This is a genomic window from Verrucosispora sp. CNZ293 (genome assembly GCF_002754655.1).
Map to the genome: position 1 here is coordinate 2,310,119 of NZ_PEFR01000001.1, position 12,904 is coordinate 2,323,022.

Genomic DNA, 12,904 nt, shown 5'->3' on the forward strand with positions numbered 1-12,904 from the left:
ACGGCCCCCACCATGACAGATCTGAGAGTCGGCAGCCGCCTTAACGCGACGACGTGGGCTGCGGCGCTGGCCCGCCTGCAACCCGGCCCGCTGCGAGGCAGACGTCTACTCATCGACCTCAGCGACCTGGGTTTCGCCGACTTCGTCACCCTTGGCTACCTGCTGGTCTTCGTCCGGGCCGCTGCGGCCGCGGGCGCCGACTGCAAGGTGCGTCTACCCAGCGCCGACGCGCTGCCCAGCGATATTCCGGCCGATCCGCTCGCAGCGCAGCGCATCGTGAAACGGCACAACTGCCGCCGCTACCTGGAACAGGCGGGCGTCGTCGAGGTGCTGGGCGAGCATCTGGACGAGCAGGTGGTCGCGGGCCCCGGCACGTCGACGGACGCGGACGGCGACGTGCTCACGGCCCCGCCGACGTCCGAGCGGCCGCACCGCTACCGACGCATCCTGCGGTACCAGTGGTTACCAAGCGAGAGCCTGCGCGACATCACGCTGGTAACCCGGCCAACCGCCACGGAACGGTCGCTGCGCGAGCTGGGCCTGGGGCCCGAAACAGCCGCCGCGGTGACCCGCGGCATCCTGCTCGAGCTTCTCGAGAACGCGGAACGGCACTCCGGGGCGAACGAGGTGCTGATCGGCGGGGTGATCGTCGACCCCGAGACCTACGGACAGCGGGCGACCGACTTCGATCAGTCGCTGGAAGGCTTTGCCCAGCATGCTGCGGCGGCTCGCAGCCCGATGATCCGGCTGGTCGTGGCAGACACCGGCCGGGGCATCGATGGGGGTGTGGGCGTGGCCGACACGCGCACCGGGGCGCAGGGCGCGGCCCGCGGGATGTGGAAGGTCGCGCGGGTGGTCCGCGCCTTTCAGGGCGCCCTGCTGGTGACCAGCCAGGGACTGGCGAGCGGCCACGTCTACCGGGGCAGAATCGAGAAGATCGCCGGCCGAAGGCCGGCGATCGTGCCTGGCACTCTTATCGAGTGCAACATCCTTGCCGATCCCGGCGATTCCGCGCTAGCCGAGGCCGGCGAGTTGCGGACGCCGACGGCGAACCAGGACGACGAGCCGGCGGCGACGAACTGTCTGGCGGTCAGGCTCTACTCGTCGCTGGGGCTTAACGAGAAGGGCCGCGATGACATCCGCGACAACCTTGCGAACGACCCACACCTTGTCGTGGCGGTGAATGCACCGGACGACGGTCACGGCGCTCACGACGTCGAGATCGGCCGGGCCGCCTTCCAGGTGATCGACATCGTGGCGGGCTTCCGCGGCGACCGCGCCGCTATCCTGGCGTTCCCTAGCGTCAACCGCCCGCTCATGGCGGTAGCGATGGAATACGTCAATGCCGAGTACAACGACCGGGTCGCCGCCGGTATGGCCGTTCCCCCGCCCGTCCTCGTGTTGGCGCCAGGCAACCGGCATTACTGGGTGGGCGGCACGCCGGCGCAGCGACAGGTGCTCATCGGGTTGTCCACGGCAGGCGAGCCGCTGCCGCTGACGGAGCTCACCCCGGACGAGGTGTCCGCCGTGGACGACCTAATCCGGCACACGGCGCTGATCGTGACCGATGGGGAGCGGGTGCGGCTGAGAACGTCACCTCACAGCGCCGTGCGGGCCATGGCGACCTGGGTCGGGGAGCGGATAGCCGCCGCGATCATGGACGCGCCCGAGAACACCGGTGAGGGCACGGCGGCCGGCGGGAACGTGCGCCGTGGACGGTTTCTGACACCTAGCCTGCGCCGGACCAGCCGTTGGTTCGACCTCGATGGTGTCCTGTCCGAGCTGGACCTTCGGGCGCTCGTCGGCATCACCCTGGCCGCACGCGCCGAGGAGTGCCTGCCACCGTCCGACGAGGGTGTGCCGCTGGTCGTGCTGCGGCTTCCCCACACGCCCACGGAGGTCGCCGCCGCCGTAGCCCGCACGGTGACCGCGCAAGGCACCTACTACGACTTCCTGCGCAACGTCCCCCACACCGACGAGCGGCCGCGGGTGTTGCTCGTGGCCGACGTGGTCTCCAGCGGCAATTCGGTGGCTGGCGTCGTGGCAGAGGTGCTCGATCTGGGGATGGATCCGGTCGCCGTCACGACGATCGTCGACGCGCGGACGCCCGGCGAACCGGGCATCGACCTGCCGGTGGCAGCGCTCGCCGTGGTGGACGTCGGTCTTCCCCCAGACGACGACGGCCTGGCGCAGCCAATTGACCCGGTTCTGCGCAGCCCCGAGCACGGCAGCCGGCCGCTGCCGGCGACGGTCATCGACCAAGTCCTGTACGTCGAGACGATGCAGCGCAACGCGGCAGCCCGGCTCGGCCATATCGAACGGCCGGCCGACCGGCATTACACCGCCTACGTCGACCCGACGCTGCTGTTTCGTGAGCAAGGCTGGACCGATACGGTGTTCGGCCACCTGGTCTGCGAGATTGAACGACGCCACCGTGAGGCCTTCGGCGAGGCGTCGGCCAGGGTGACCATCCTGTTTCCCGAGGGAACGGCGGACGATCTGACCGTCACCGCTGACCAGATGAAGCAGGCGCTGTCGGCAACTTTGCGAGCGGAGGCTGCCTCGGTGCCCCGGGCGGCACACACCGCGAACTGGCAGCTGCCCGGATCGGCGGCGCTGCCGACAGTAGAGCACGCGCTCATCCTCGACTCGGGTGCCAACAGCGGCCGGACGGTGCAGCAGCTGGTCGGATTGGCGGCTGACAAGGGCGCCGTCACGATCACCGTGATCCTGCTAGTCAATGGGCTCGGCGACAGCGACGCGGTGAACCTGCAGCGCATCGCGAGGGTCCGCCGCTCGGACGAGTCCTCGCCCCGGGAACGGGCTGCGCTGAGGATCTACTACGTGGCCCGGACCGCCATGAGTAGCCTGCGCAGCGGCCACTGCGGCATCTGTGCGCTTCGCCGCCGGTATGCGGAGCTGACGCTCTACGCGCCCGTGCCCGAGCCGCTCGCCAACCACCGGGGTTGGTTGTTGAATCTGCTGGAGACCCGAACCAAGCAGCAGCTATTCGAGGAGCAGGCGGCCGACCTCTTCGGTGCCGACGTGACCCAGCGCGAATGTGTGGCCTACCTGAGCTGGCGGCTGCGCCTGCGCGACGCCGACGTCAACACCAGGCGCCGCGCCCGAGTGGTGGAGCGGCTCCAAGAGGCGGCCGGCAACGGGGAGTACCGCGACGCGCTGATCCGTCTGTTGGTCGCCGAGCCGCAGTGGCTGTCGTCGGCGCCGCTGTCGTTTCCTCGCTGCCGTGCCCTGATCGTGGACATGGCTGCGGCGATGCTCGTGGGCGAGGCCGCGCTGCTGATCGAGGCGCGCCTGCGGGTGCAAGCAGTCATCCTGCTCGCCCAGGCCGCGCCCGAGCGGTTCGCCGCCGAACTGGTCCGGATCCTGCGTACCAACCGTGACGAAGGGCTCGTCGTCCCGCAGGTCATGCTGGAGGTTCTGCAGCTGATGGCTGCGCCGCGCACCGGCGCACCGTTTCCCCGGCTACGCGTGGCGCGGCAGCTCACGGACGCCCTGGGCCGCCTCCTGGACGACCTGCGCGACAAAAACGAGGCACCGGGCATCCGGTCCAGTCACGTCAAGGTGCCGCTCGTCCGCTACTTGCTTTCGCATACACGGCGGCCGCTGCACGCGCCGCCGGCCGGTAAGCAGGAGGCCTGGTCGCAGATCAGACACGAGATCGCCTACGCGGCGCACGACTTCTCAACCCCGATGTGGCTGGCGAAGTCGACAGTCGAATTCGTCATCGCCACCGGCAGGCTGCCGCGCAACCACGAGGCGATCGGAGAGGCCTGGAACCACTGCCAGAATTTCCTGCTCGGTGTGATCCTGCCGAACGCGGCAATGCTGCGGGATATCCTGGTCAGTCGCAGCGCGGAGCGCGACCTGTCTCAGGAGGAGATTCCGCTGTGGGAGCGGGCCCTCTCGGACGACGGGCCGAAGTTCGTCGACGAAACGACGGTGCGCGTCGACAACTTTGTCGGGAAGATCAAGTCCGGTCTGGTCCCTGGCAAGGAAGAGGCCGCGAACCTGCTCCCCTACCTGATGTGGTGGCTTCGGTTCGCGCTCGACGGTGACAAGTCCGTGCTGCGCAAGTTCGTCGCACGCGGTCCAGTGGACGCGCTGCCAGCGGTACGGGAGTTCTTCGGGGATCGGGGCGACGTACTCGCGGACGGGTTGATGCCGGCCGAGCAGCGTGGTGCCTTCCGCGTCTTCTGTACCGATCGGCTGCTTCAGCAGGTGCTGCTGGACATCCGGCACAACGCCAGCACGACCCACCGGGTGACCGACCTGCCGCAGAGGTTCCGGGTGGACCTCGAATACCGCCAGGAACGCCTGTTGATCACGGTTCGCAATACCGGCAGTGCGCCACAGTCCGGTGGCAGCGGAAAAGGCCTGGAGACTTTGCGGCACCGGCTCGAACGCTTCGGCGGAACGCTGTACGAGGCCGAGTTCGAGCGGCCGTGGACCTATGCGGTGACGGTGGAACTAGACCGCTGGAGGATGTCTACATGAGGACCCGTGCGCGCGGGCTCGTCGTCGACAACAAGCCCGCGGTGATCCTGCAGGTTCAGGACATCCTCGACTACGGCTTCTCCCAGTTAGGCGAATGGGAGGTGAAGTACGAGGAGGCGGGTACCCCTGCCGAGGCGGTCAAGTTGGCGCGCGAGGTGGACTTCGACTTCGCAGTCCTCGACTTCGACCTCAACGACGAGACCTGCCTCCCGGTGGTGCGGGAGTTACGCAAGCGCCGCAAGGACAACTGCTACATCCTCGTCGTGACCGGGGAATCGAAGAAGAACCCGAATTTTCTGAAACGGTCCGTGGAGGCCGGTGCGGATGACGCCATCATCCGTGACGACCAGCTGACCATGTATCCAGCGTTCGAGGGCGACCGGAACGGCTGGGATGGCGAGAACCTGGCCCGCAGAATCCGTGAGCGGATGCGCGTGCAGGATCGGGAGGACGGGTTCCGGATCGTCTTCGCGCCGGAGGCAGGGGTGCAATCCATGCTTCACAGCCTCGGCGACCCACCCGGGGAGTACCGCGATGCCATGAGGCGCGGCGACCTGATCGCGCGCACCCTGATCGTCAAGTGCCTCGGGACCGACGACGACGTCGGCACCTCACTGACCGTGCGGCACCTCGCGCCCGGCCGCTCCGGCGCCCACGTCTGCAAGGTCGTTCGCGTACAGCAGGGCCAGCCTGAAGAGTCGTTCGTCCTCAAGATCGGCCTCGATCGCGCGTCCCTCATGGCTGAGAAGGAGGCAAACAGCCGAGCGGCGCGGGCGCTGCGCTCGCAGGTACTTGTCCGACTCGACCGCGAGCTGCGGTCCCACGAGCAGTCGGGCTACAGCGCGATCGCCGCCGAGCTGGCACGAGACGCCGTTACGCTCAAGGACTGGCTGCAGCAGCCAGGCACCACCACCGAGCAGGCGACGAGAGTGGCCGGCGAACTACACCGCGGCCATCTCCGAGAATTGCTACAGCCGGCCCTGCGCGAGCCCCAGCCAGTCAGCCAGTGGCTCACGATGTCGCCGGTGCTGCGTGGCCGCGTCCTCGACGCCCTCGGCACCTACGCGCAGGTGTGGCGCGACGATCGCGGCGCCGGTCAGGCCGACGCGGAGCCGATGGCCGCCGTGCTGCGCGACTTCGTAGGTACGGGAGCGCTGCCCGGCGTCGCGCCGAAGCGCCTCGGCGAGCAGGTGCTGCACGCTGGCGGTTTCGGCGACCTGCACTCGGGCAACGTCCTGGTGCAGTCCGTCGGCGAGCCCCACCCCCTGCTGATCGACGCCTCCCAGTACGGCGTCCACCACTGGGCGACCGACACGACCCGTCTGCTGGTCGACCTGGTCCTCCAGGTCCGCCGCCCGGGCATCGAGTCGATGCTGTGGTCGGGCGTCGCGGCCGAGGCCGGCTTCGCGACCGGCCTGTGCGACTGCACCGGAAGCCTCGAGCCCGACCCCAGCAGTCCCACCGACGCCTACATCGTGGAGCTGGTCACCGAACGCGTCACGTACCTCTGCCTCGACGACCTGGCGCCGCGCAGGGTGGACTGGCACTGGCAATGGCACGTGGCCCTGGCCCGCGAATTCCTGCGCCAGGGATCACGTCCGGGCCTGCTGCCGACCCGGGCCGTCCTCGCGCTGACCGCGGCTGCCCGCCACTTGCAGCAGGCGGCTGAGGCCCTGGCCGACTGATAGCCGCCGCCCGGCGCCGCCGCGCTGCGCGGGAACGAACTGAACGGCAGGGCAGAGAGGTTGGTCTGGTTCCAGCCACCGGTGTTCACCGGATCGTTCGGGAGCGCGGTGATGTCCGTACCGCTGCCGTCCAAAGCCTCGTCGTCCCGGTAGCGTTCCACAGCCCCAGGCGGCGGTGCGGGAGTAGAAGATCCCCGTTGCCGGGCGACAGCAGGTGCCGCCCGGGCCCACCCGGATAGGGCTGGCGAGAACCGCCGCCACTTCTGCTCCCGGGACACGTCGACCTTGTACGCCACCAACTCGCCCTCGGTCCTCGGCCCCATCACCCAGTCCGAGTGTCAAGCCGAGCCAGGGCCGTTGTCAGGTCATGTCGATGGCGTATGCCTCTTCCCGCACGTCGAGGTCCGAGTGTTGGCGTAGCCGGATCAGCAGGTCTCGCCATGGCGTTTTCCATCCGAAGATGGCTCCGTGGTGGACCAGCGATATCGCGAACAGGCCGCCAGCGAGGTCGCCGCGCTCTGCCAGTTCGATGATGCTGTTGGTCAAAGCGTGTGTGTCGGGCCACTCGCGGAGGCTTCGCAGACGGACACCGATGCGTTCGGCGGTGCGGGCCGCGAGGATGGGTCGGCTTGCGCACAGGTCGGCGATCTCGTCGAGATTGTCCAGTCGGTTGAGGTCAACCAGGAGACCGGTTGCCGTTCCGGCGAAGGCGGGCCGGGTGGCGAGCCACCGTGCCGATTCGATCAGTGTGGTCCGGTCGGCACTGGGCGGCTGGTAGCCGGATCGGACGGCCGCGCCGCGGGACAGCGGGGCAACGATCGTCAGCGTCGGGTACGCCGCCTCGACGGGGGATCGGCCGCTTGGCGGTCGGCTGATCGTTTTGGACGGCCGCCGGTGGAGTGGCCATGACGTGCGGCACGCCACCGGCCAGCGGTACCACCTCGCCAGCGGCGCCGTTCACGCCGCCCATGCCGGCACCCTCGTCCACCGTAGCGGCTCCGGCACGGTGCGCCGGACGGCTGCCCAGGGAGCGCCCGCCTGTCGCACAGCGCCGGGGACGGTAGAGCCATCAGATTGATACGAGTTCTGGAGGCGTTTGTATCGGACAGATCCGGCCATAGAGCGACCTGGCCACGCGATCTGTTGACTTTCATCTGATGACCGTCGTACCGTTCGCAGTGACAGCCTTCGATGGCGGGCATGGCGACCGGGCCGGCGCCGTGTTACCGGGCGGCCTCTGGGCGCGGTCGTCAATGGGTGTTGGGGTTCGCAAGCCCAGTTCCCTGTCTACGTATGCCGGCATTCGAACGGCAGAGGGAGTTCCATGATGTCCAGGCGTAGATCCCTCTTTGGACCCGTCGCGTTCGCAGTAGCTCTCGTCTTGGCCACGGGTGGCACGATGCTGAGTGGCGGCCTCGGCGGCACCGCGTCGGCCGCGGATGCCGTCCCACTCGCGGCGACGGCCGGATGTGGCAAGGCCCCGGGATTGAACAGTGGCACGCACACGATCCAGAGCGGCGGCCAGAATCGCAGCTTCATCCTGCGGGTGCCCGCCAACTACAACAACAACAACCCGTACCGGTTGATCTTCGCGTTCCACTGGCGCGGTGGCACCATGAACGACGTCGCGTCGGGCGGGAGCAGTGGCAGCATCTGGTCCTACTACGGGATGCAGGAGCAGTCGAATAACAGCGCGATCCTCGTCGCACCGCAGGGTATCGGCAACGGCTGGCCCAACTCCGGTGGTCAGGACATAACCTTCGTCGACGACATGATCAGGCGGATCGACGATGCTCTTTGTGTCGACACGACGCTGCGCTTCGCCCTCGGTTTCAGCTACGGCGGCGGCATGAGCTACTCGATCGCGTGCAGCCGGGCCAACGTCTTTCGGGCGGTCGCGGTCTACTCCGGCGCGCAGCTGAGCGGATGCAGCGGCGGCACCCAGCCGATCGCGTACTTCGGCCTGCATGGCATCTCGGACAACGTCCTGAACATCTCTCAGGGCCGTTCGCTGCGGGACACGTTCGTACGCAACAACGGCTGCGCCGCCCAGAACCCGCGCGAACCGTCGCAGGGCAGCGGGCAGCACTTCACCACCCTCTACTCGTGCCGGGCGGGTTACCCGGTGCAGTGGGCCGCGTACGACAGCGGCCACGGGCCAGCTCCGGTGGACGGATGCTCCGGCTGTGAGGACGGCGCCCGGACCTGGACCAGGGCAGAGGTGTGGCGGTTCTTCGCACAGTTCGGGGGCACCCCGCCGACCACCCCACCTACGACTCCGCCGACCACCCCACCCACGACCCCGCCGACCACCCCACCCACAACCCCGCCGACCACCCCACCGACCAGCCAGCCGCCGGGCAGTTGCACCGCCACGTACAAGGTGGTGAACCAGTGGCAGGGCGGCTTCCAGGGTGAGGTAACCGTGACCGCCAGCGCCGGCGCCCTGACCGGGTGGCGGGTCAGCTGGACCTTCGCCAACGGGCAGGCCATCACGCAGATCTGGGGCGGCCGCAACGCACCGAGCGGCAGCACCCAGAACGTCACCAACGAGAGCTGGAACGGCAACCTCGGTGCGGACGCCTCGACCACGTTCGGCTTCCTCGGCACCTGGAACGGCACCAACAGCATGCCGGCCCTGACGTGCGCGCGGGCATAGCCGTGACGATCACCTTCCACTTCTGGAGCGGCGCCCAGGTCACGTACTACATCACCTGGTTCAGCAGCACGGTCACCGACACCACCAGCTGACCTCGACAGGGTGCCGCGGCCTACCACCGGCCGCGGCACCCTCCGCATCCGACGGCGACGGCTCACCATCGACACGATCCGTCCGTATGCGCCCTGGCCGAGCCGGGAGGGCTACACCAAACGGCCAGCACCGCGCCCAGGCGTTGCTCGACGCCGGCGTGCGCCGGTCCTCATCGAACGCGTCGCCGATTGACCAGCTGTCGATGCGGCGGTGCGGGACGCTTTGGCAGCGGTGGCACCGCGCGATCGCCGAACCCGAACCGGCGCAAAGCCGGCAACGTCAGCCCCCATTCTGGCTGCTGGCTCCCCGCCCGTTGCTCGGGACGCTGGCCATGCAAGCTTTCGCTCGGCGACCGGTGCCCGGCCTGAGCACACAACGCTCAACCGGTGTGGCGTGTCCGATCCAGCTTCCAGCGCACTTGGAATGTCAGCGCCGCGGCCATCAGCACCGCCGGGACCACGGTGAAGCCGATCAACAGGGCGGTGTGGGCGGACTCCGGCTGCGTCACGGTCTGCCCCTCGGTGGTGGCGATGAAGCCGCCCAGGGCGAGCACGGCCGAGTACACGTACGGGCCGATTGCGGTGCCGGTGGCTTCGGTGGCAGTCCAGACACCGGTGTAGGCGCCAGCCCGGACGGTACCGCGCTGCTCGGCGGCCGCGACCGCGTCCGGGACCATCGAGAACGCGAAGAGCTGCAGCCCGGCGAACGCGATGCCCAGGACGCCGACCACCGCGACAGCCGGCCCGGTGCCGTAGCCGAGCAGCGGCGCCAGCGAACCGGCCACGAAGACCGCCTGGCAGATCAGCAGGCCAGGCTGCTTGCCGATGCGCCGGGACAACTGCATCCACACCGGACCGGCGATGACCGCCGGACCGAGGAACGCCCCCATGAACAGGGCGGTCAGCCCAGAGTTCTCGAAGACGTACTTGGTGTAGAACGGCAGCGCTGCGAGGAACAGGTGAGTAGTGGTGCCGGTGAACAGGTAGGACAGCACCAGCGCGCGGAAGTCGGGGTCCCGCCAGGCGACCGCGATGTCACCGATGGTCGAGTGGGCCGCCTGCTGGTCGGGCATCCGGAAACCGGCGTGGGCGGTGAGACGCCGTACCCCGGTCAGTGCGACCAGCCCGGAGATCACCATGACGCCGGAGAGCAGCAGGGCCATCCAGCCGTAGTCGCCGCGCCGTCCCGACTCCACCAGCGCCGGTGCGGCCACACCGGCACCAAGCAACCCGAGGGTGAGGAAAAGCATCCGGAACATGAACACCCGGGTGCGCTCGTGGTACCCGACTCGAAGATCGGACGGGGTGGTCAGGTAGGGCACCTGGAAACACGCGAAGAGCAGGTTGCCGGCGATGAACCAGCCGCCCACCCAGAGCGCCGCCGATGCGCCGGAGAAACCGGCGGGCACCGAGAACATCGCCACCATGGCCACCGGAAGCAGCAGACCGACCCGCAGCATGCCGAGCCGGTGTCCGCTGCTGCGCGCTTCCCGGTCGGATCGGCTGCCCAGCATCGGATGCACGATGATGTCGATGATCTTCGGCAGCAGCAGGGTGAGACCGGCCAGGAACGGCGAGACACCGAGCGTATTGGTGAGGAAGTAGAGCAACAGCAGGCCGGGAACGATCACCCAGACGCCCATCCCGACCGAACCGGTGGCGTACGCGATCAGGTCACCTGCCCTGGTCCGCACCTCGCCCGCCGCCCCGCGCAGCGCCGTCATCGGGTCGCCTCGTGCCGTGCGACCACACCCGCGGCCAGCTCGGCGCCTTGGAACGCGCCGGAGCGGACCCGGCCGGCGAGGATGCGCGCCACGATCCGATCGGTCAGCGCGGGCAGGTGACGGGCCAGGAAGAACTCGACCGCGCCCCGCCGGGTGGTGGGTAGATCACGGCGAGGACGACGACTGAGCGCGGCGCGCAGCACGGTCCGGACCACTCCGTCCAGCGGCTCGTATTGGCTCATGCCCTCCAGCGAGAGCCCGGCCGCGGCCGTCGAGTCGTGGATCGGGCTTCGTACCGCCGACGGGTACACGCAGGTGACGCCGACATGGGTGCCGAGCTCCAGACGCAGCGCGTCCGCGTACGCGACCAGGGCGCGCTTGGAGGCACCGTACGCAGCGGCCAGCGGTAACTGCATGACGGCCATCCGCGAGCTGAGCATGACGATCCGGCCACCAGAGGCGACCAGCGCGTCCACACATGCGGCGGTGACCCGCCAGGTGCCCAGCAGGTTGATGTCGAGCTGGCGGCGTACTTCCGCGCCCGGCGCCAGTTCGGCCGGGGCGGGCCCACCGATCCCGGCGTTGTTGATCAGCAGGTCGAGCCCACCGAGCTGGTCAATTGCTTCGCGTACCACCGCCGGCACCGCGTCGTCGTCGGTGATGTCGCAGGCCAGGACCCGGACCGGGTCATCGGCACGGGGGGCCAGGTCCAACCCGACGACCTGGGCCCCGAGCTCGTCCAGCCGGGCACAGATGGCCCGGCCGAACGTGCCGGAGGCACCGGTGACGAGGACACGCAATCCGCGGGGGTCTCGGGCGCTCAAACCACACTCTCCTCGGCGGTGAAGGTGCGTCCGCCCCGGGCGAGGCGATTCCGGCCAGCCGCGATCTCCCTGGGCAGGTCGGCGACGTACCGGTCGAAATCGATACGCATGTGCGGCCGCGCGTTCGTGCCCCACCGCTCGATGGCGGCGCGCAAGGCTCGCTGCACGGCGTGCTGCTGTTCGTCGATGCCGGGCAGGGCATAGCCGCCGGAGAGATACGCGGCGACCAGTTTGGCCTGGACCTCCACGACCGGCAGAGCGGCACCGGTGGACTGCATCAGGCCGACGAATGCCAGGCTGGGGTCGTCGAGATGGAAGACCCGCTGGTACAGCGGCAGCTGCTGGGGGTCGGGGCCCAGCCATTGCGGGGACAGGAACGGGATACTCACCCGGTACCCGGTGGCCCAGACGATCACGTCGACCGGGTCGGCGCTGCCGTCGGTGAACATCACCCGTTCCCCGTCCAGCCGTTCGATGCCGGGACGTGGGGTCACCTCGCCGTGGGTGAGCCGGTGCAGGATCGTGTCGCTGATCGTCGGATGGTTCTGGAACAGGCCACCGGCCGGGGCGGGTAAGCCGTACCTCTGCGGGGTCCCGACGGCGAGCCGCAACAGGGTCTCGGCGATGCGCTGCCGCAGCCGCCACGGCAGGGCGGCGAGGGCGCCGCCGGTCGCGTCGGCCGGGCGGCCGAACAGGTACTTGGGGACGATGTGGACGCCGCGCCGGGCGGAGAGCAGGACCGGCCCCCGAGCGACGTGCGAGGCGTCCACCGCGATGTCCATGGCCGAGTTGCCCATGCCGACGATCAGCACCCGCCGATCCTGGAAGACGTCCGGAGTGCGGTAGTCGTGGGCGTGCATCTGGGTGCCGTGGAACGTGCCCGGATAAGCCGGATCCGGATAGCGCGGATGCCAGTTGTGGCCGTTCGCGACCACCACGGCGTCGTACCGCTCGGTGTCACCGGACTCGGTCGTCACCGCCCAGAGCCGGTCACGCTCGACGCGGGTGACCGTGCTCCCGAACCGGATGTGCGGAATGAGCCCGAACGACTGCGCATAGTCGGCCAGGTAACTGGCGACGCGACTGGCCGACGGATAGTCGGGCCAGTCCGCGGGCATCGGAAAATCCGCGAACTCGGTGCGGCGTTTGCTGGTGTTCAAGTGCAGGGAGGCGTACGCCGGAGACAGGCCGCTGCTGTTGTCCCTGACCCACAGGCCACCGGGCCGGTCACCCTTTTCGTAGGCCACCACCGCACAACCGGCGTCGAGCAGCGCCTTCACCGTGGCGAGACCGGCCGCTCCCGCACCGATCACCGCCACCCGACTCGACGAAACGGCCATGGTGCTCCTCGACGGTTGTAGCTTCCGCCAAACCGTAGGGCCTGGCACGGGGGCGAACACAT

8 protein-coding genes are annotated in these 12,904 nt (G+C 69.0%); 4 read left to right on the plus strand and 4 right to left on the minus strand.

What is annotated here, in order from left to right:
* Nucleotides 1-12 precede the first annotated feature (12 nt).
* Both CLT74_RS31265 and CLT74_RS10605 read left to right on the plus strand, forming a co-directional pair.
* Entirely contained in the window at nt 13-4,518 is a 4,506-nt protein-coding gene (locus tag CLT74_RS31265) for a hypothetical protein (RefSeq protein WP_099846391.1), read from the plus strand.
* A complete protein-coding gene (locus CLT74_RS10605) occupies nt 4,515-6,203 on the plus strand; it encodes a response regulator (RefSeq protein WP_099846392.1) in 1,689 nt (562 codons plus the stop codon). Before CLT74_RS31265 ends, CLT74_RS10605 begins: the two co-directional genes overlap by 4 nt.
* A gap of 360 nt (nt 6,204-6,563) precedes the next feature.
* On the opposite strand, the gene CLT74_RS10610 is transcribed toward CLT74_RS10605, so the two are convergent.
* Nucleotides 6,564-7,127, minus strand: coding sequence for a hypothetical protein (locus CLT74_RS10610; protein WP_199172161.1), 564 nt, complete (start codon nt 7,125-7,127; stop codon nt 6,564-6,566).
* Nucleotides 7,128-7,530: 403 nt separating this feature from the next.
* Here CLT74_RS10610 and CLT74_RS10615 point away from each other — a divergent pair, with 403 nt between their 5' ends.
* The gene (locus CLT74_RS10615) at nt 7,531-8,862 is read left to right on the plus strand and encodes a cellulose binding domain-containing protein (protein ID WP_099851717.1); all 1,332 of its coding nucleotides are present in this window, start codon (nt 7,531-7,533) and stop codon (nt 8,860-8,862) included.
* A 2-nt stretch (nt 8,863-8,864) separates the two neighbouring features.
* Complete coding sequence (locus CLT74_RS30445; RefSeq protein WP_158240238.1) at nt 8,865-8,954, plus strand: hypothetical protein; 90 nt, start codon at nt 8,865-8,867, stop codon at nt 8,952-8,954.
* Between the two features lie 380 nt (nt 8,955-9,334).
* On the opposite strand, the gene CLT74_RS10620 is transcribed toward CLT74_RS30445, so the two are convergent.
* The 3 genes from CLT74_RS10620 to CLT74_RS10630 are packed head-to-tail and all read right to left on the minus strand — an operon-like array spanning nt 9,335 to nt 12,842.
* Nucleotides 9,335-10,678 (minus strand): MFS transporter, encoded by a 1,344-nt coding sequence (locus CLT74_RS10620; RefSeq protein WP_099846393.1) that lies wholly within the window; start codon nt 10,676-10,678, stop codon nt 9,335-9,337.
* A complete protein-coding gene (locus CLT74_RS10625; protein ID WP_232511420.1) occupies nt 10,675-11,502 on the minus strand; it encodes an SDR family NAD(P)-dependent oxidoreductase in 828 nt (275 codons plus the stop codon). Before CLT74_RS10625 ends, CLT74_RS10620 begins: the two co-directional genes overlap by 4 nt.
* Nucleotides 11,499-12,842 carry an NAD(P)-binding domain-containing protein gene (locus CLT74_RS10630; RefSeq protein WP_099846394.1) on the minus strand — a complete coding sequence of 448 codons (1,344 nt, stop codon included), beginning with the start codon at nt 12,840-12,842 and terminating at the stop codon, nt 11,499-11,501. The genes CLT74_RS10625 and CLT74_RS10630 overlap by 4 nt, the downstream gene beginning before the upstream one ends.
* Nucleotides 12,843-12,904 lie beyond the last annotated feature (62 nt).

Coding starts and splice junctions, on each gene's coding strand:
- CLT74_RS31265 (WP_099846391.1), top strand. CDS start 13: ATGACAGATCTGAGAGTCGGCAGCCGCCTTAACGCGACGACGTGGGCT.
- CLT74_RS10620 (WP_099846393.1), bottom strand. CDS start 10,678: ATGACGGCGCTGCGCGGGGCGGCGGGCGAGGTGCGGACCAGGGCAGGT.
- CLT74_RS10630 (WP_099846394.1), bottom strand. CDS start 12,842: ATGGCCGTTTCGTCGAGTCGGGTGGCGGTGATCGGTGCGGGAGCGGCC.
- CLT74_RS10615 (WP_099851717.1), top strand. CDS start 7,531: ATGTCCAGGCGTAGATCCCTCTTTGGACCCGTCGCGTTCGCAGTAGCT.
- CLT74_RS10605 (WP_099846392.1), top strand. CDS start 4,515: ATGAGGACCCGTGCGCGCGGGCTCGTCGTCGACAACAAGCCCGCGGTG.